19 protein-coding genes are annotated in these 16,627 nt (G+C 57.3%); 10 read left to right on the top strand and 9 right to left on the bottom strand.

Annotated features, from left to right (window positions below):
* Positions 1-72 precede the first annotated feature (72 nt).
* Together NNL35_RS27030 and NNL35_RS27025 are read right to left on the bottom strand one after the other, a co-directional pair.
* Complete coding sequence (locus tag NNL35_RS27030) at positions 73-729, bottom strand: type II secretion system protein (RefSeq protein ID WP_006679038.1); 657 nt, start codon at positions 727-729, stop codon at positions 73-75.
* Positions 729-1,181, bottom strand: coding sequence for a type IV pilus modification PilV family protein (locus tag NNL35_RS27025; protein WP_006679037.1), 453 nt, complete (start codon positions 1,179-1,181; stop codon positions 729-731). Before NNL35_RS27025 ends, NNL35_RS27030 begins: the two co-directional genes overlap by 1 nt.
* Before the next feature lie 239 nt (positions 1,182-1,420).
* Between NNL35_RS27025 and NNL35_RS27020 the strand changes: the two genes are divergently transcribed.
* Entirely contained in the window at positions 1,421-2,002 is a 582-nt protein-coding gene (locus tag NNL35_RS27020; protein ID WP_006679036.1) for a TetR/AcrR family transcriptional regulator, read from the top strand.
* Positions 2,003-2,138: 136 nt separating this feature from the next.
* Positions 2,139-4,055 carry a serine hydrolase domain-containing protein gene (locus tag NNL35_RS27015; protein WP_254553916.1) on the top strand — a complete coding sequence of 639 codons (1,917 nt, stop codon included), beginning with the start codon at positions 2,139-2,141 and terminating at the stop codon, positions 4,053-4,055.
* A gap of 44 nt (positions 4,056-4,099) precedes the next feature.
* Here the strand turns inward: NNL35_RS27015 and NNL35_RS27010 are convergent, their stop codons facing one another.
* On the bottom strand, positions 4,100-4,723 hold the full coding sequence (locus NNL35_RS27010) for a GNAT family N-acetyltransferase (protein ID WP_006679034.1): 624 nt from the start codon (positions 4,721-4,723) through the stop codon (positions 4,100-4,102).
* A gap of 206 nt (positions 4,724-4,929) precedes the next feature.
* Here NNL35_RS27010 and NNL35_RS27005 point away from each other — a divergent pair, with 206 nt between their 5' ends.
* A complete protein-coding gene (locus tag NNL35_RS27005; protein WP_006679033.1) occupies positions 4,930-5,277 on the top strand; it encodes a YrdB family protein in 348 nt (115 codons plus the stop codon).
* Positions 5,278-5,329: 52 nt separating this feature from the next.
* Here NNL35_RS27005 and NNL35_RS27000 read toward each other — a convergent pair whose 3' ends face one another.
* The gene (locus NNL35_RS27000; protein WP_006679032.1) at positions 5,330-6,034 is read right to left on the bottom strand and encodes a MerR family DNA-binding transcriptional regulator; all 705 of its coding nucleotides are present in this window, start codon (positions 6,032-6,034) and stop codon (positions 5,330-5,332) included.
* Positions 6,035-6,215: 181 nt separating this feature from the next.
* On the opposite strand from NNL35_RS27000, the gene NNL35_RS26995 reads away from it, so the two are divergent.
* Entirely contained in the window at positions 6,216-6,854 is a 639-nt protein-coding gene (locus tag NNL35_RS26995) for a DUF5701 family protein (RefSeq protein WP_006679031.1), read from the top strand.
* Between the two features lie 169 nt (positions 6,855-7,023).
* Here NNL35_RS26995 and NNL35_RS26990 read toward each other — a convergent pair whose 3' ends face one another.
* The 3 genes from NNL35_RS26990 to NNL35_RS26980 all read right to left on the bottom strand — a co-directional run bounded on the left by NNL35_RS26990 (position 7,024) and on the right by NNL35_RS26980 (position 10,313).
* Positions 7,024-8,538 (bottom strand): sensor histidine kinase, encoded by a 1,515-nt coding sequence (locus NNL35_RS26990; RefSeq protein WP_006679030.1) that lies wholly within the window; start codon positions 8,536-8,538, stop codon positions 7,024-7,026.
* Entirely contained in the window at positions 8,528-9,205 is a 678-nt protein-coding gene (locus tag NNL35_RS26985) for a response regulator transcription factor (protein WP_006679029.1), read from the bottom strand. Before NNL35_RS26985 ends, NNL35_RS26990 begins: the two co-directional genes overlap by 11 nt.
* A gap of 211 nt (positions 9,206-9,416) precedes the next feature.
* Entirely contained in the window at positions 9,417-10,313 is an 897-nt protein-coding gene (locus NNL35_RS26980; RefSeq protein WP_006679028.1) for a putative RNA methyltransferase, read from the bottom strand.
* A 331-nt stretch (positions 10,314-10,644) separates the two neighbouring features.
* On the opposite strand from NNL35_RS26980, the gene NNL35_RS26975 reads away from it, so the two are divergent.
* The 4 genes from NNL35_RS26975 to NNL35_RS26960 all read left to right on the top strand — a co-directional run bounded on the left by NNL35_RS26975 (position 10,645) and on the right by NNL35_RS26960 (position 13,540).
* Positions 10,645-10,965 carry an ArsR/SmtB family transcription factor gene (locus NNL35_RS26975; protein ID WP_006679027.1) on the top strand — a complete coding sequence of 107 codons (321 nt, stop codon included), beginning with the start codon at positions 10,645-10,647 and terminating at the stop codon, positions 10,963-10,965.
* An 89-nt stretch (positions 10,966-11,054) separates the two neighbouring features.
* Positions 11,055-11,999, top strand: a complete 945-nt coding sequence (locus NNL35_RS26970) for a DMT family transporter (protein WP_006679026.1) — start codon at positions 11,055-11,057, stop codon at positions 11,997-11,999.
* Positions 12,000-12,066: 67 nt separating this feature from the next.
* Positions 12,067-12,768, top strand: a complete 702-nt coding sequence (locus NNL35_RS26965) for a class I SAM-dependent methyltransferase (protein WP_006679025.1) — start codon at positions 12,067-12,069, stop codon at positions 12,766-12,768.
* A 40-nt stretch (positions 12,769-12,808) separates the two neighbouring features.
* On the top strand, positions 12,809-13,540 hold the full coding sequence (locus NNL35_RS26960; protein ID WP_006679024.1) for an aminoglycoside 3'-phosphotransferase: 732 nt from the start codon (positions 12,809-12,811) through the stop codon (positions 13,538-13,540).
* A gap of 115 nt (positions 13,541-13,655) precedes the next feature.
* Here the strand turns inward: NNL35_RS26960 and NNL35_RS26955 are convergent, their stop codons facing one another.
* The gene (locus tag NNL35_RS26955; RefSeq protein WP_006679023.1) at positions 13,656-14,162 is read right to left on the bottom strand and encodes an ankyrin repeat domain-containing protein; all 507 of its coding nucleotides are present in this window, start codon (positions 14,160-14,162) and stop codon (positions 13,656-13,658) included.
* Positions 14,163-14,263: 101 nt separating this feature from the next.
* Positions 14,264-15,127: a helix-turn-helix transcriptional regulator gene (locus tag NNL35_RS26950; RefSeq protein WP_040733781.1), complete on the bottom strand. Its 864-nt coding sequence runs from the start codon at positions 15,125-15,127 to the stop codon at positions 14,264-14,266.
* Positions 15,128-15,166: 39 nt separating this feature from the next.
* On the opposite strand from NNL35_RS26950, the gene NNL35_RS26945 reads away from it, so the two are divergent.
* Positions 15,167-15,703, top strand: a complete 537-nt coding sequence (locus NNL35_RS26945; RefSeq protein ID WP_085982261.1) for a GNAT family N-acetyltransferase — start codon at positions 15,167-15,169, stop codon at positions 15,701-15,703.
* 78 nt (positions 15,704-15,781) lie between these two features.
* On the top strand, positions 15,782-16,519 hold the full coding sequence (locus NNL35_RS26940; RefSeq protein ID WP_006679020.1) for a WecB/TagA/CpsF family glycosyltransferase: 738 nt from the start codon (positions 15,782-15,784) through the stop codon (positions 16,517-16,519).
* Positions 16,520-16,627 lie beyond the last annotated feature (108 nt).

The raw sequence follows: 16,627 nt of genomic DNA, 5'->3' as shown, positions 1-16,627 counted from the left end.
TATGCAGCCGCGACAAGGGTTCACCGCAGAGCGGGATGCGGACGGCAGTGGCTGTTCGGTCCGGCACGCGGGTTACCTGTCTTGCATCAGCTTCGCCGTTATCGTATAGCGCGCTTGCGGATCGTCTTCGGCAAGCACGGGACGGCCCATTGAATCGCGAATGACGCTGTGGAAGTCCAGCTCGGCCTCAAGCAGGCTGCCCGCCTTGGCGATAGCGGGGAGCGCGGTCGAGTCGGCCTTCGAACCATCCGGAAGCTGAATGATGCGGATGCGCGGAGGGTTCGCCATGTTGTCGGCTAGAGAATACATATATTCGTATCGCTCCGGGTGCGAAGCGAGCGTGATGGAAGTGCTGGCTAACCGATTCAGGACTTCCTCCTCCGATAGATAAGATCTATCCGTAGGAAGGGTAAAGGAGTAGACTCGCCACTCCCCTGCGGCCGAGTCATGAAGGACGGCCCGGTACTGCTGGCCGACTCGCAGCCGAATCTCCTCTTGGTTCACGAGGACGGCCGCGGAGGCTTCCGAGATCAGATGATGGAATTGCTTGGCGGTCCAACGGATAGATGCCTCCTGCCGTTGCGAAGCAGCTACCATATTGGTGTTCGTCTGCAGGCTCCACCAGAAGGCCAAGCCCCCGCCAAGAATGACGGCCGTAATAAGAAGAGACGCCATCAGCTCCAGCAGCGTCAGACCTCGTTCATTGCGGATGAAGGATGATAAGCGCATTACGATTCCTCCCATGACACGGTGACCGTGAGCAGCATCGGCTGATTCTCGTAGGCGGGTTCGTCGATGTAGACTATCGATTGCACGACAGCCGTGTGCCCGGCAGTTCGGGCCGCTGGGGCCGCGCCGTCCACATAAGGCTGCAGCGGATGAATATAGGCTTGATAATTATGTACTTGACCGGAGTGGGTCTTCACATCATCGAGGGTGATTCCGCTGCCGATCGACAGCGGCTTGGCGCGATATTGATGGACGAGCGATTCTGCGATCGACGCCGCTTCGTGAGCCCGGCTCACGGCTCTGTCTGTCACCTGCACGAAGCCGCTCAGGGAGACGAACAGGACAAGCAGCATGCTTAATATAGCCGTGGCCGCCAGCACCTCTACCAGTGTCAGGCCGTCTCGCCGGCACAGTTGGGGAGTAAAGCGCTTTAATAATCGATGTGCGGACATGCGAAAGCACCGCCTTCACAACAAAGTAGGCTAGGAATCAAAGAGGAAGAGCTGATTTGATTATACCATCAATTCCGTAATTTTACATTTATAACTGTGAAGATATGGCAACAAAATGGGGAGAAGCTCGCGCTCTTTATGTCCAGGTTATGGAAAAGAAAATCTTTACAAATAAAAAACGGAACGTATAATGATAAATAACATATGATATATATCAAGTGATATGTAAGGAGAAAACAATGGCGCCTAAAAAGAAATTTACGCGGGAACAAATTATTGACGCGGCTTTTGAGATCGCGCGGATGGAGGGCCTCGCCAGCATCACGATTCGGAAGGTCGCGGATCGGCTGGGGAGCTCGATTGCTCCGATTTATGTCAATTTTCAAGATGCGGAGGAATTGATTCAGGAGGTGATTAAGAAGACGGTGCAGGTGAGCCAGCAGATGCTGGAGGAGATGAGCACGGGCAATCCGTTCTATGATATCGGGGCGGCCAGCCTCCGGTTCGCAAGAGAATACAGCGAGCTGTTCCGGGAGCTGGTCATGAAGCCGAATCCGTACATGAATGACTATGAGCAGGATATGGGACCTGTCCTGATCGGACAGATGAAGCAGGATGCCGATTTGCAAGGATTTTCCGATGAAGAGCTGATGATGATTTTGATGAAAATGAAAATATTCCAGCTTGGCTTGTCGGTCATGGTCGCGAACGGCCTGCTGCCGGAGCCGTGGGATGAAGCGCGAGCCATGGAGCTGCTGTCCGGCGCGGCGAATGATGTGATGGCGGCGGCCCGGATGCGCAAGCGCGCAGAGAGGGATTAGGCCCCCAATCGTAGAGGAGGAGCGGGAAGAGATGAGGGAACAAGCGGCGCAAGCATGCAGGGCGTGTCGTTCACGCTGCATATCAATTCGTATGGTGAAGAGGGCCTTGTCTATGATAAGGCGAGGAATGGTGTTGATGCTATTATGTGCGCTCTTGGGCTCCGTTCTTATGGCGTTTCCATCGCCTGCCGGGGCCAAGTTCGCGGCATATCCGGATCTGGAAGCCTTCGTCGATGAGGTCATGAAGGCGCAAATGGAGAAATACGACATGACCAATGCGGCGGTAGCGGTCGTCTCGGGGGGAGAGGTTCGGTTGGCGAAGGGCTATGGATATGCCGATCGGGAGAAGCGGATTCCGGTGGATGCCGAGCGCACCTTGTTCCGCATCGGATCAACTTCGAAATTATTGACCTGGACCGCCGTCATGCAGCTTGTCGAGCAGGGCAAGCTGGATCTGAATGCGGACATCAACCGGTATCTGGACGTGAAGATTCCGCAGCAGCTTATCCATTCCCCGGATCAAGCCGAGCCGATCACGTTAACGCATCTGATGACGCATGCCCCTGGCTTCGAAGATTCCGTGGACTCGATATTCAGACTGTCCGCCGATGAGATGCTCCCGCTGCAGGAGTATATTCGCCTGCACCTTCCCGCGCGGGTATTTCCTCCCGGGGAGGTCGCGGCTTATTCCAACTACGGGGCGGCCTTGGCCGGTTATATCGTGGAACGGGTCTCGGGCCAGCCCTTTGCCGAGTATGTGGAGCAGCATATTTTCACTCCGCTTGGCATGAGCCGCAGCTCCTTCCTCCAGCCGCTGCCGGAGTCGCTGGCGCAGGATTTGGCCAAGGCGTACCGGGCCGTGGACGGCGGCTATGCGGAAGGGGAGTTCGAATATCTTCTGCCCGGGCCGGCCGGCGGCATGAGCAGCACGGCATCGGATATGGCTTGCTTCATGATCGCCCATCTGCAGGGCGGCCAGGCGGGGGAGGGACGCATCCTGCAAGAAGATACGGTCGAGCAGATGCATCGTCAGCAGTTCACCCAGCATCCCGAGCTTGGCGGCATGACTTACGGCTTCATGGAAGGCACGCTTAACGGCCAGCGGCTCCTCTTCCAGAACGGCAGCACGATGCTGTTCGGCACCGGGCTCTATCTGCTGCCGGAGCAGGGGACGGGGATTTTTGTATCTTTTAGCGGGGGGAGCTATCTGGCGCATAATGAACTGTTCCAAGCCTTCATGGATCGCTACTATCCTTCCCCTCGCGCAGCGTCGGAGCCGCCGCCCGCAGGGAGTGTAGAGCGAGGCCGTGCCTATGTCGGCGAGTACCACCAGAACCGCCGTAATTTCACGACATCGGAGAGTATTGTCAGTCTGATGATGGGGACGATCGCGGTCGGCATGGAGGAAGACGGCCATTTGCTGATCACGCACGGCGGAGAGACGAACCGCTTCGTGGAGGTTGAACCCGGAATCTATCACAATTTTCGGGAAGGCAGGACGCAGGACTATTTCGGCGAATTCCGGACTATCGTATTTGACCGCGATCCATACGGCAATATCATGCTGATGTCCGACGGACCGATGACCTATTCGCAGGCGCCTTGGTACGGCACAAGCTCATTCACCATGATGGCGCTGCTCTTCGCCGTCTTCGTTGTTGCCGGTTCCTCGCTGTACTGGCTGATCGGGGCGTTCGTGCGCCGCATCCGGCGGCGTTCTCTGAAGGATGCAGCCGGAGCGGCCGCGGCGCGCTGGACGGCCGTCGCGTACGGACTGCTCACCGTGATCGCAGTGGCGGGCATGGCAAGCACGGGGAGGACCGATCCGGTGTATGGGCTGCCGGCAACGTCTTATATGGAGCCATCGGCATGGCAAGTCTGGATCGATCGGATTCCATTTCTGCTGGCCGGACTCGGCGCGGTGATCGTTCTTCTCACGCTACTGCTCTGGTGGAAGCGGTACGGGCGCCTCAGGGCGCGAATTCACTACACGCTATTTGCACTTGCGGTGCTGGGAATGCTGAAGCTGTTCTCTTACTGGAACATCATATAGAAGGGGGAGGGGCGTCTGTGCGGACGCCTCTCCTCGTTAGCCGCTTACTTCCACGGGGCATGCGAACACGGCCCCTTGTCTGTCTCCAACTTCATATATAGCCTTTCGCGAAAGCCATACATCTTGGGGAGGAACCACTGTTTTTTTGTATGGAAAAGGGTAAAGCCTTGACGCTCATAGAGCCGTCTCGCCTTCACGTTCGTATCCGCGACCTCCAGCTTGAACACCCGGTAGGGGAGCTGAACGATGATATGCCGGAGCAGTGCGGCGGCAATGCCTTGGCCCCGGTGTTCCGGCGCGGTCGCCACCGCCTCCAGGAAGCATTCCTCGTCCGTCAAGCGGTGGGGAGCATGGAATTCCCGGGCAAAGGATCGATAGAACAGCCATCCCTTCCATGTGCCAAGGATGCGCTGCAGCCCGCTCTTGTCGAACCGCTGGGAACGGGTACCGCGCGTTGAGTACGCCATTATGGCTACCACTTGATCATTCCACAATGCGGCGTAAAATTGCTCGCGAATGAATGACTTCCGAATCAGACGGATCAGCACGTCCGGATCGGAGGATACCCTTGTCAGCGCATCCATATAACTGTGCACGAACACGTGAGCCGCCTGCTCCACATCGGCTTCGCCCAGCTTATCCAGCGTCTGGAACGTAAGCGGGATCATAAGGCTGCGCACCTCCTTCATCTTGATAGCTTGACTATAACGCAAACGGCGTCAGGGCGGAATGATCCCAGGAATGAGATTCACTCCTTCGGGGGACGGATTTCCTGGGGATCAGTAAAAACGATTGCTAAACTAATGTCGTTAGTATAGAATTTTAACTAATTATATTAGTTTTGGTGCGTGGCGAAAAGGGAGGAGATTCGCTCATGGGCTTGTTGACGGTGCTGAAATATGCCAATCTCGGTGTTCGTTTTGTGCTGGAGCTCGGCGTGCTCGCGATCGCCGGCTATTGGGGATTCCGTACGGGGCAAGGATGGATGTGGAAGGGGATGGCAGGGATCGGTCTTCCGCTCGTCCTCGCCTTGTTGTGGAGCATGATGGGCTCGCCCAAGGCTACGATCCGATTGGACGAACCTTATTATTTTCTGTTCCAGCTTGCCATGTTCGGTCTTCCGGTTGTGCTGCTGGCGCTGCTTGGCCGAACGGGCGGGGCGATCGGCTATGGGGCCGTGGCTTTGCTTAACCTAATATTGATGTATGTCGGGAAGCAGTAAGAGCTGGCCGCTTCCGCCCCAGACAGGACGAAGCGGCTTATTCGCGCGCCGGTTATTGCAGCAGGTTCAAGCGGCGGCACAGCCGGAACAAATAGTAGGAGCCGCGAAGCTGTTCCTGATTAAGCCGATTCAAATATTGCAGCGATTCATGGGCAATGTCCCGGGCGCGCTCCGCGTCATTGTCCTCCAGCTTCCGAATGGCTTGCTTCAGCCGGACCGAATCCGCTGAGTAGAGGACGGTTCGCAGCGTGCGGAGCAGCCAAATTTTACGAAGCTGGGACGGGCTGAACCGGCGGTATCCGTTCTGTTCGTCCCGGGACGAGGCGATTAGCCCTTCCTTCTCCCAGTAGCGGAGGGTGGAGGGGGGGACATCGGTCTCGGCCGCCACTTCGCCGATCGTCATCCCATCGTTGTCCGCGTCCGGCTCGAAAGCGCCGCGTTCTTCCAGTTCGAAGCGGCGAATCGCTTCTTCGGCCAGGCAGCGATCCCGGTGAAGCAGCGCTTGCGCTTCATTCACCAGCCACAGGGCGGATGCGGTATCCTTGGCTAGAAGCAGCCGCATCACATCGGAAGTCACCTCCATGCCGTATCCCGCGGCCATGGCAGCTATGCATTCCAGATAGGCGAGATGCTCGTCCGTATAGTTCCGGTATCCGTTCGGATCGCGCAGCGCAGGGGGGATGATGCCCTGGGCCTCGTAATTGCGGAGGGCGCTGGTGCTCAGGTTCAATCGTCTCGCTACATCGATCGGTCTCATCGTATCCCGTCCTCTCCCGGCATGTTGTCTTCGTTACTAAAGATTAAAGCTCACTTATAATGTTTTGGCAAGCTAATGCGATAGTGACAGGTGGTCTTGCCGCATAAGTTTATAATTAGCTTCCATGTTGTACGATGGATTCGTAGATGGATAGCGAGAGAAGCATAGAGGAGGAGACCGGATGAGTAGACCGGATAGGAATGAATTCGATCGGCAGGCAGGGAACTTGATTCAGGCGGGCTATCCTGCATTTGTCGGGCTGGACGAAGAGGCGTTCAAGGAGCAGCTTGCGCCCCTGAGGCAGCGCGTTCAGTCGCTGCCCATGCCGGAAGAGATCGAACCTCGGCAGGGGCATGTTCCTTACATTATCGTCGTGAGGAGCGATGGCGTGGCCGGGGATAAGGCCATGGAGCAGGTCGAGCGGCAGGGCAAGCGGGGCTTCAGCATTATGGAGGCCGAAGAGCTTCGCCGGTTTCAACCCATCGAGGGCGTTGAGCTTCCTGCCGGCATCGCGTATGTGGCGGCGGATATCGATAGGGGGATGGAGACGCTCAATGTAACGCCGAATGAGGCGCTCAAGACGATAGCGCAGCAGGGCCGCTCTCCGCTTACGATCGAGGAGGGCATTGCGCTCATTACCCATTACCCGGACATGTTGCAGAAAAATAACGGGTTCTCCCTGCTCGCCTCCCGCTGCGGAGACCGCAGGGTCACCGCGCTGTGGATAAGCGGCGGCCGGCCGAAGCTGGGCTGGTGCTGGGCGGGCAATCCGCATACCTGGCTCGGCTCCGCTTCGTGCGGCCGCCGAATCGGGGGATAAAGGCCTCGCCTTTATCTCAGCGGCGCGAGGCGTCCCGCTGGCAAGCCCGGCCAGGCTGCAGGGGCCGACAGGCCGGAACGCGGTGAAGGCCGCGCCGCTTGCGGGGCGGCCTTGATCCGCAACCTGCTCCGGCATAAGGGCCGCCCGGAACAAGGACAGCCGCGGGCAGCTATGGCCCGGGCGGCTTGGGCAGGGACAACCGGAACACGGTGCCGGCCTCAGAGGTGGAATGGAGGACGAGATCCCCGCCATTGGCGCGGGCCAGCAGCCGGCTGAGGGGCAAGCCCAGCCCGAGGCCTTGCTTTTTCTTGCGCCGGCTGCTGCCGCGGTAATAGCGTTCGAAGATGAACGGGACCTCAGATTCCCGGATGCCGCCGCCGTTATCCCGGACCTCGATGACGATGTCCTCTCCGACCACCGCGGCTTCCACGGCAATCTCTGTCGCCCCGGCTGCCGAGCTGTTCATGATCAAATTCGTCACTATCTGCTTGAGTTGCCCCTGATCCCCATCGCATTCGAGTTCTTCGTCCGGCAGGACGGCATTCAACTGTATAGAGGCGAACGACGGCAGAGATCGCAGCTGCTGAGTGACGCTGCGGATGAGCGGGGAGAGCGGACCCTTATCGCGCTCGGTCTTGATGGCCCCTGCTTCCAGTGAGGAGAATTCGAGCAGATCGTCGACCATCGACTGCATCCGCTTCGCTTCCTCGAGCGAGATCTGCAGGAATTCATCGGCTTCATTCCCCGCGACGACTCGTCCATGCACGGCTTGAACCATGCCGCGAATCGAGGTAAGCGGTGTCCGCAGTTCATGCGATACCCCGGCCAGCAGATCGGTACGCATCTGTTCCAGCTGCTTGAGGCGCGAGGTCATATCACCGAAGGAGGAGATAAGCTGCCTCAGCTCCTGCTCCTTGATCCCGTGGACGGCGGGCAGCGCCGGGGAATACTGTCCGTCGGCGACCTGCAGCGCGGCATGCGCCAGCTGGCGCAGCGGCTGCGTCAGCTTCCGTAGCAGCAGATAGATCGCCGCCCAGCCGGCTGCGGCGATGCCGAAGGCCATCAACGCGATCAGGACATAGAGCTGCTTCGTGTTGTTGATATCCTCCTGTATCGGCGCGCTCAAGTACAGTGCCCCTGCCACGCCCGACTGCTGCTGGAGCGGCACGCCGATGCGCAGCCACGTCACGTCCTGCTTGACGAGGCGTTCCCGGGTCGGCTGCCCGGAGAGCACGGTCTTGTAATCGGAAGGCGCAGCGGCGGTTCCGGAATCGGCGTTCCCGCTGTCTTCCGCATACATATCGAGCACCTTACCTTGCGCGTCAACAATCTGCATCGTCTCGCCATTCGCAGGTCTTGCTACTACGGTCGCGCTAATGGCTTGGACCGGGCTGCTCACTTCGGCAGACGCGAGCGGAACGATAGGACGGACGGACAGATCCGTCTTGAGGCTGTTCGCAGCAGGCTGGGTATCGGCCTGGACGCTGGTCAGACTGGAGATCCGGACATAGGAATCGGCCAACTGCTCCGCCCGCGCCTGCAGCACATCATAGCTGTGCCGGTATGCATTCGCATAGATCCAGATTCCGGCGAGGAGACCGATAAGGAGCAGCGCGGCGAACAGAATCAGGGCGTAGCGCCACGTCCAGACGCGCAGCATCGGGAGCGGCTGTCTAGCGGACATGGAGAGAATACCCCATTCCCCGCAACGTCCGGATAGCGCCTTCGGATTCCGGCCAATCCTTCAGGCACTGCCGTAGCCGCTTGATTGTCGTGTCTACCGCCCGATCGCCGCCTTCATAATCGATTCCCCATATGCTGTCAAGCAGCTGCTCGCGGCTGAAGCATTGATTGGGATGCCGGGCAAGGAAGGCGAGCACATTCCAATCGCGCGGGATCAGCGGCACCGCCTGCTCGTTCAAGTACACGGCGCAGGAGGTGAAGTCGATAACCAGACTTCCCAGCCGCACGGCCTCGTGATCGGCCATATAGGTGGAGCGCCGCAGAACCGCTTGGACGCGGGCGACAACCTCTTCCGGGTCGAAAGGCTTCGGAATGTAGTCATCGGCGCCTTCCTGCAGTCCCCGCAGCCGATCCGGCACGGCGCCGCGCGCCGTCACAATAATGATCGGACAGCTGCCATACTGCCTTAGCTGCTTCAGGATCTCCATCCCGTCCTGATCGGGCAGGGTCAAGTCGAGAAGCACCAGATCCGGCCTCCATGACAAGAAAAGCCCCTCCAGGTCTCCATCTCCCGCATCCCACCGCACTTCATATGGTTCACGCGCCAGATACGCCTGCAGCAAACGGGCGATGGGCGCTTCATCTTCGATCAACAATATTTTTTTCACGGCATGACATCCTTTCAAGCTTCATACGTACAGGCTATTGTATCAGGCGGCAGGGGAGCGATGCCTTAGGAAAAATTAATCTGGCGCATCGGTTCCCCTGCCCGACAGCGTACAGGATGAAGGTGTCAGGAAGATGTCAGCCCTTGAAGAACGGCACGGGCACAAGCAAAACATCCACCCCGCCAGGCAGGGTGGATGTCGATTCGAGCCTTTATTTTTTCATCCCGTACAGGATCGTGAAGTCCGCGGTAATCTCGGTGGCCTCCATGCGCAGCGCCTGACGGATTCGCTCTTCCGAAGCGCCCCAGGACAAGGGCGTCATGCGGATCGCATCCGCCAGGAATGTAGGGGCTGCCGGGAGACGATACTGCACCGACTCGGCCTCCAACAGATGAAAATGTCGGAAAAATAGCGCGGCCGTGCGCTCATTATCGTAGTGCTGCCTGTCCGTCTGCCGGTACAGCACCTCCCTGAGCTCACGCAAATAGGCGCTGCCCGGAATCACTTTAATGACCATCCCGTTATCGGTGAGCAGCCGGCGGAACTCAGCATAGTTCGACGGAGACAACAGGTTCAGGATGAAGCCGAATGTCCGATCGGCGAACGGGCACCGCGCCAGATCGGCGACGCACCATATCGCCCGGGATGACTCTCTTGCCGCGATGCGGATCGCTTCCTTGGAAATGTCGACGCCTGCGCCCAACAGCTTGGTCCTAGCGCGTTCGTGAACTTGGTCCACAATGCGGGCTAAAGCAGAGCCTTCCCCGCAGCCTGCATCCAACAGATGCGGCGGCTTCGCATCGAAGGCGAGCTCCCGGGAGATTCGGCCGCTGATCCGCTCCAGCAGCGGTTCAAAAAAGCCGCTGGCGCTTACTCTCCTGCGGGCTTCGAACATCGACTTGCCGTAAGCGCCGCGCGGAGGATGCGGAAGCAGGTTCACATACCCCTGCTTGGCGATATCGAAGCAATGCCCGCGAGAACAGCGCAAGCTGCCTGTGTTCGCCGCCTGCATCACTTGTATCGGGCCGGAGCAGATCGGGCAGGCCAGCATCGCTTCATATTCGGTTAGGAGACGGATACTCATCTGTTTTTTGCCATAGATAGACATGCAAAAACACCCCATTCATTCGGATTGGTGAATGAAAAAAGGCGCAGAAAAATAAACCCAGGCCATTACTCAAAAAAATGGCTGAGCCTTCATCCGCACCTCTCATTAACGCAACCGAATGTAATGGATCATGAATGGGAGCACCCTCTCTGAACATTCTCATAGGCAGGGCCATCAGGCTCCTGACAAGTTTTATTATAACATAAGGCTTGCACACATATGCTCGGGCGGCCTTCCCGGACGGACGCAGGCAAGGGATGGCTTGACACGAGGAGATGATTCGAAGATAATGATCTATGTTTAAAAGTTTAAACCTACAAGGGTGAATCATATGGAAGCTTCCGGATGCACGAACAAGGAGCTTGTATTGGAGAAGTTCCGCTTGGCGACGCCGATTTTTCAGGCGCTGGGGGACGAGAACCGCCAGCAGATCATTATGCTGCTGCTGGAACAGGGACGCTTGAATGTGAACCAGATTACAGAGAGAATGGAGCTGTCGCGGCCCGCCGTGTCCCATCATTTGAAAATATTGAGACAGGCCGGACTGATTGGGTTCGACAAGCAAGGAAATGAAAAATATTATGCGTTGAGCTCGAGGGAGTTCCTGAAGCAAATTAAAGATCTGTGCTTGGCGATCGAGTCGGATTGTTAATTTGTTCTTTTTTTGACTCGTAGGTTTAAGATTTTAAACATATAAACATATAGCGAAAATGAATCGAACATGGGAGATGTGAAACCAGGATGGGAAAAGAGGACGGAACGAAACCGAAAGTGATGTATTGGCTGATGCTGCTCGTACCTTTATTTTGGGGAGGCGCGTTCGCGACGGCCAAGCATGTCATTACGGAAATTCCCCCGCTTGTCGCGGCGACAATCCGCTTCGGCATCGCCGGGCTTCTCCTTGCGCTCGTCGTGACGGTGCGGAAGGAATGGCGTTGGTCCGAGATCGCAAGCCGCTGGAAGGGGCTGCTTTTTATCGGCGCGGTCGGCATATTTGGCTATAACGCCTTGTTCTTCACCGCGTTGAAATATACGTCTGCGACCAATGGGGCGCTCATTATTGCGGCGATGCCAGCCTTCACCCTGCTCGGCTCCGTCCTCCTCCGCAAGGAGGCGTGGAATCCGCGCGCCGGACTCGGTGTGGCGCTGTCGCTCGTCGGTGTCATTGCCGTCATCGTGAACGGCTCCGTCTCGGCGCTCCTCTCGCTGCGCTTGAATTACGGGGATCTGCTGTTCATGGCGGCCCTAGTGTGCGGGGTTCTGTATGGCCTGACAGGCAAATCGATCCTTCAAGGTGTTCCCGCATTGCCCGCAAATGCGGTCATGATGCTGTCGGGCTCCGTCCTGCTTGCGGCCGGGACGCTGTTCGAAGGAGGCTGGGAACGGGCAGCGGCGATGTCGGCCCAGAGCTGGGCGGAGATGATCTATATGATTGTCGGCGGGACGCTGATCGGATATCTTATTTTCAATAAAGGGGTAGAGGTGTTGGGCGGGAACATGGCCAGCATGTACTTGAACCTGACGCCGATCGTGGCGACGCTGATGTCCGTAGCCGTCTATGGCAGCACCGTCACCTGGGAGCAAGCCGCAGGGATGGCTGTCGTCCTGGCCGGGGTATACCTGGCCACCTCCGATCCCCGCAGACCGGGCGGCAAGCCGTCTGCGAGGCAGGCGGATATGCAGTAAAATTCTCCACCATATGGTACAATGCGAGTGAATTATTATTTAGCGGAGAAAGGTGAGCTGAGCAGAGATGAGTCAAGCGGAGGTAAAGCTGGATTTGAGCCGGATCGTGTTTATTGGAAGGACGTTCGAAGAGTATGTGAAGATGTTCGATCTGTCGGCGGAGCAGATGGCGGGGAAGCGGATATTGGATTGTCCGTCCGGGGCATGCTCCTTCACGGCTGTCGCCAGCCGGCATGGGGTGGATGTGACGGCAGCCGATATCGCTTACTATTATGCGGCGGAAGAGCTGGAACGCAAAGGACTGCAGGATATTGAGCATGCGATGGAGCATATGGAGAAGGCGCAAGCGAACTACATCTGGGACGAATATCAATCGGTAGCCGGATTGAAGCGGACTCGAATACAGGCGCTGCGCGATTGCGCGGCAGACATGAAGCAGGCCCCGGAGCGCTATGTGCCGGCCGTGCTGCCCGAGCTGCCGTTCCCGGACGAGGCCTTCGACATTACCTTGTCGGCCCATTTCCTGTTCATGTATGCGGATCGGCTGGATTATGATTTTCATGTGCGGACGATTCGCGAGCTGATGCGGGTGACGCGCGAAGAGATTCGCATTTTCCCGCTGGCGGACTTGTCGAACCGCAAGTATGAGCATGCCGGACCGCTGCTCGAATATATGGACAGCCAAGGGTGGGACGCGGAAGAGGTGCGCGTTCCGTATCGCTTCCAGAAGAATGCGGATACGATGCTGAAGCTGTCCCGGAGAGCGTAAGCGGGCAGGGGGAGCGTCTTTGGCGGCAGGAGGAAAAGAAATGAAGAGAACGGAAATAACTTTTGATTTCGGGACGGTGCCGGGCGCCATGCGGCCGTATCTTGAACAGGCAACTATCTATGACAGCAGCTGTTCGGAAGCGGCGAAGACCTTGTTCGTAGAGGGGGCGGAGCACGCGTTCCTTAAAATATGCGCCGGCGGCAGTCTGGAACGGGAATGCCGGATGACGCGGTTCATGCACGGTCTTGGCCTCGCGCCAGACGTCATTGCGTATGAATCGGACGGGGAGCGGGATTATCTGCTGACCGAGGCCGTGGAAGGGCAGGATGGCGCCGAGGCCGTGCATCTTGAACAGCCGGACAGATTGGCGGCTGTCTTCGGCGAATCGCTGCGGATGCTGCATTCGCTTCCGGTAGACGGCTGTCCTTATCCGCACCGGACGGCAGAGATGCTGGAGGAAGCGATCGACAAGGGGATCGATCCCGGACTTGTGCATCGCTTGGAGAATTTCACCAGCGATGATGTCTTGATTCACGGGGATTATTGCCTGCCGAATGTGATTCTGGATCGCTTCTCATTTCGATCGTTTATCGATGTGGGGAATGGCGGAGTCGGCGACAGACATTTCGATCTGTACTGGGGATTGTGGACGCTTCGCTATAATCTGAAGACAGACCGGTATCATGAGCGGTTTCTTGACGCGTATGGAAGACAGGATGTTGATGCGGATCGTCTGGCGGATTTCACGAGTTTCATAGAGCACTCAGCGTAACAGGCGTACTGCTTAGGGTGAGACATGAGAAAGGACAGCGGCTGAATCGCTGTCCTTTCTTCATTTAGTGGCGCGTCTATCCTCACTTCCCCTCCAGGCAGAGTCTGTGGCCTGCCTACGCCTTGGCCCCGTTCCGGCGCAGGAACTCGGCTGTATGCCGATGCCCTTGCGCCAGGGCAAGCGACAAGGCGGTGTCGCCGCCCTCTGCTCGGGCGTTGGCGTCGGCTCCATGGTCCAGCAACAGACGAATCAATTCGATGCCGTCGTCGTGCAGAACCGCCACATGCAGGCAAGTATGACCGTTGCTGTCGAGCAAAGCGGGGTTCGCGCCGCGCTCCAGAAGCAATTGGATGACCTCCCGGTCCCGGGCTCCTGCAATCGCGGCATGCAATGCAGTGTTGGACGGGATGATGGATATGGCGGAGCAGGACAGGGCATTGACATCGGCACCTCGGTCCAATAGCGTCCGGACCACATCGACGCGGCCGCAATGGGCCGCAATTCCCAATGGAAGAAGCCCGTCTCCGTTCTCTTCATTGGCGAGCTGCGGATTCGCTTCCAGAAGGGCGGACAGCCGCGATGCGTCGCCCGCCTGCGCCGCTTTACATACCTCTTCGATCACTTGGCATCCTCCGTTCTCTTTCTCTCGAGTTATCGAGTTATGTTCTCGTGATGCTGCGATCTTTACGATAGCCGAATCCAAGGGGATGCGCTTCTTGAAAATCACCTTTTTGTCCGCAACCGGGACGGAGGAACACCGAACCGCCGGGAGAACAGGCTGCTGAACGAACCGGGACTGTGACATCCGACCTCCAGGCAAATCTCGGTTACGGACTTCTCGGTATGAAGCAGAAGCTGTTTCGCTGCTTGAAGCCTCTTTTCCATAATATATTGATGGGGAGACCTGCCGAACAATTGCTTGTAGCTTCGGAGAAAATGGTTGGGCGACAGGCACGCCGCCCTTGCGATGTCGGTTAATGTAATCGGACGATCGTAATAGGCTGACATATAATCATGGCCTGTATGGACCCGCTTGTACAGCTCTGAGCGCGTCGCTGATTTCCGAGCCGGAAGCTTCGAGATGTCCCGCCGGACTTGAAGGTGAACCTGCAGGAGCGCCTGTGCCAGCCCATGCAGCTTATCCTCCAGCCACATCGCTTCGCCTTGTCTGGAGGCATACTCGGCCCGCAACCTCCGAAGAGCGGGAGCGATCCATTGATCATGCGGGTATGTTCTCTGCACGAACTCGATGGTCCCACGCTTCGGCGAGAAGGGATCGTCCAGCAGTTGCTCGTCCGACACCGTCAGATGATGCAAGACCGCTTCTGCCACAGAGTCGGGGAAAAAGACGGAAAAGGATTCAACCGGCTGCTCGGCTTCTATCGTGATGGCATATTCCTGGCCTTGGTTGAGTACAAGATAGCTGTTGTCGTCCACGGCAAAATGCCCCTGGCCCGCCTCGTAAAAAGCGCGGCCGTTCCGGAACGTCTTGATGGACAAGGCGCCATGCCCCTTCCAATAATGGGTTCTGGAGATGGCGTGCAGGATGGGGGAGATTGGCCGGGCTGTTCGGTTCGCAATCGTCATTTTTTCACCTGGAAAATGTTATCTTATCGATGTAATGTTATGAGTATAGCAAGGGTTAGAAAAAAACGGAATTCTATAACGAAAGGAGCCGGCACATTGAACATTCGTACGGTTAACGCGTCGGACTATGCGGAAGTGATTGCGGTCCTGAATGATTGGTGGGGAGGCAGGCAGATGTCTGATATGCTGCCGAAGCTGTTTTTTGTCCATTTCCAGCCGACCAGCTTCATTGCGGAACAGGATGGCGAAATTATCGGGTTCCTGATCGGGTTCCAGTCCCAGACTTGTCCGAATGAAGCGTACATTCATTTTATCGGCGTGCATCCCGATCAGCGGAAGAACGGAGTGGCGAGAAGGTTGTATCAGACATTTATAGACAACGTATGTCAACTCGGGTGCGATACGGTCCGCTGCGTCACTTCTCCCATCAATACAACCTCGATTGCGTTCCATACGCGAATGGGGTTCCGTATCGAGCCGGGCGACAGCGAAGCGGGCGGCGTGTCGGTTCATTCCAATTATGACGGGCGGGGAGAGAGCAGAGTCTTGTTTTTCAAAAAAATAGGCAGTCGTTGATGCGGACGGTCCGGTGATGGCTCCAGGCGATGAATTATGGTACGATATGGATATCTTAGTCGAAGGTGGAGTTCGCTCATGGATAATGTCGCCAAGATTATGGGAATATCGTTCCCCAAGATGACGATGGATGAGACGCTGTACACGCTTGGCGAAGTCATCGCCGAGGAGCGCTCCGATCTGTTCCACGTCGTGACGGGGAATCCCGAAATCGTCATGTCCTGTCAGCAGGATGCGCAATTGCGCTCCATCGTGGACGAGGCGGGGCTTGTCACGGCGGATAGGATCGGCATCGTCATGGTATCCCGGCTCCGGGGCGGTCAGCTTCCGGAAAGAGTGACCGGCTGCGACCTGCTGCTGAAGCTGCTGGAAACCGGCAATCGGAAGGGATGGTCCTTCTATCTGCTGGGGGCCGAGGAGGAGACAAGCCGGAGAGCGGCAGAAGTGATTGCCCGCACCTATCCGAATGTGGCGATTCGGGGCAGGCATCATGGCTTTTTCCAACCGGAGGAAGAAGCGAAGATTGTGGAAGAGATCCGCTCTTCTGCGCCTGACTTCTTAATCGTCGCGCTGGGAGCGCCGTATGCCGAGCATTGGATACATAAACATCGGGAGATTCTGCAAGCCAAGGTCGCGATTGGCGTCGGCGGAAGCCTCGATATTATCGCCGGGAAAGTGAAGCGGGCGCCGCAGCTCTGGCAAAGGCTTCACGCCGAATGGCTGTATCGTCTCATTCAACAGCCATCGAGATTACGAAGACAGTTAATCTTGCCTCGCTTTGCGGTGCGGGCGCTGTTTTACAAGGAAAGGTTGTAATACCTGCCTTCAACTGAATTCGAAGCCTCTGTCGGTGACAGGGGTTTTTTGGCGTACATCGGCATGTATAGGTTTGGTATAGGTGCGGTTGTTAATCTAGTAACACCG

Source organism: Paenibacillus dendritiformis (genome assembly GCF_945605565.1).
In the GTDB taxonomy this organism is placed as follows: Bacteria; Bacillota; Bacilli; order Paenibacillales; family Paenibacillaceae; genus Paenibacillus_B; species Paenibacillus_B dendritiformis_A.
Note: the sequence above shows the minus strand (reverse complement) of the source record. Positions and strands in the feature narration are given on the sequence as shown.

Coding starts and splice junctions, on each gene's coding strand:
- NNL35_RS26940 (WP_006679020.1), top strand. CDS start 15,782: ATGGATAATGTCGCCAAGATTATGGGAATATCGTTCCCCAAGATGACG.
- NNL35_RS27025 (WP_006679037.1), bottom strand. CDS start 1,181: ATGTCCGCACATCGATTATTAAAGCGCTTTACTCCCCAACTGTGCCGG.
- NNL35_RS26960 (WP_006679024.1), top strand. CDS start 12,809: ATGAAGAGAACGGAAATAACTTTTGATTTCGGGACGGTGCCGGGCGCC.
- NNL35_RS26965 (WP_006679025.1), top strand. CDS start 12,067: ATGAGTCAAGCGGAGGTAAAGCTGGATTTGAGCCGGATCGTGTTTATT.
- NNL35_RS27010 (WP_006679034.1), bottom strand. CDS start 4,723: ATGATCCCGCTTACGTTCCAGACGCTGGATAAGCTGGGCGAAGCCGAT.
- NNL35_RS27015 (WP_254553916.1), top strand. CDS start 2,139: ATGCTATTATGTGCGCTCTTGGGCTCCGTTCTTATGGCGTTTCCATCG.
- NNL35_RS27030 (WP_006679038.1), bottom strand. CDS start 729: ATGCGCTTATCATCCTTCATCCGCAATGAACGAGGTCTGACGCTGCTG.
- NNL35_RS27020 (WP_006679036.1), top strand. CDS start 1,421: ATGGCGCCTAAAAAGAAATTTACGCGGGAACAAATTATTGACGCGGCT.
- NNL35_RS26990 (WP_006679030.1), bottom strand. CDS start 8,538: ATGTCCGCTAGACAGCCGCTCCCGATGCTGCGCGTCTGGACGTGGCGC.
- NNL35_RS26995 (WP_006679031.1), top strand. CDS start 6,216: ATGAGTAGACCGGATAGGAATGAATTCGATCGGCAGGCAGGGAACTTG.
- NNL35_RS26980 (WP_006679028.1), bottom strand. CDS start 10,313: ATGTCTATCTATGGCAAAAAACAGATGAGTATCCGTCTCCTAACCGAA.
- NNL35_RS26975 (WP_006679027.1), top strand. CDS start 10,645: ATGGAAGCTTCCGGATGCACGAACAAGGAGCTTGTATTGGAGAAGTTC.
- NNL35_RS27005 (WP_006679033.1), top strand. CDS start 4,930: ATGGGCTTGTTGACGGTGCTGAAATATGCCAATCTCGGTGTTCGTTTT.
- NNL35_RS26970 (WP_006679026.1), top strand. CDS start 11,055: ATGGGAAAAGAGGACGGAACGAAACCGAAAGTGATGTATTGGCTGATG.
- NNL35_RS27000 (WP_006679032.1), bottom strand. CDS start 6,034: ATGAGACCGATCGATGTAGCGAGACGATTGAACCTGAGCACCAGCGCC.
- NNL35_RS26945 (WP_085982261.1), top strand. CDS start 15,167: ATGAGTATAGCAAGGGTTAGAAAAAAACGGAATTCTATAACGAAAGGA.
- NNL35_RS26950 (WP_040733781.1), bottom strand. CDS start 15,127: ATGACGATTGCGAACCGAACAGCCCGGCCAATCTCCCCCATCCTGCAC.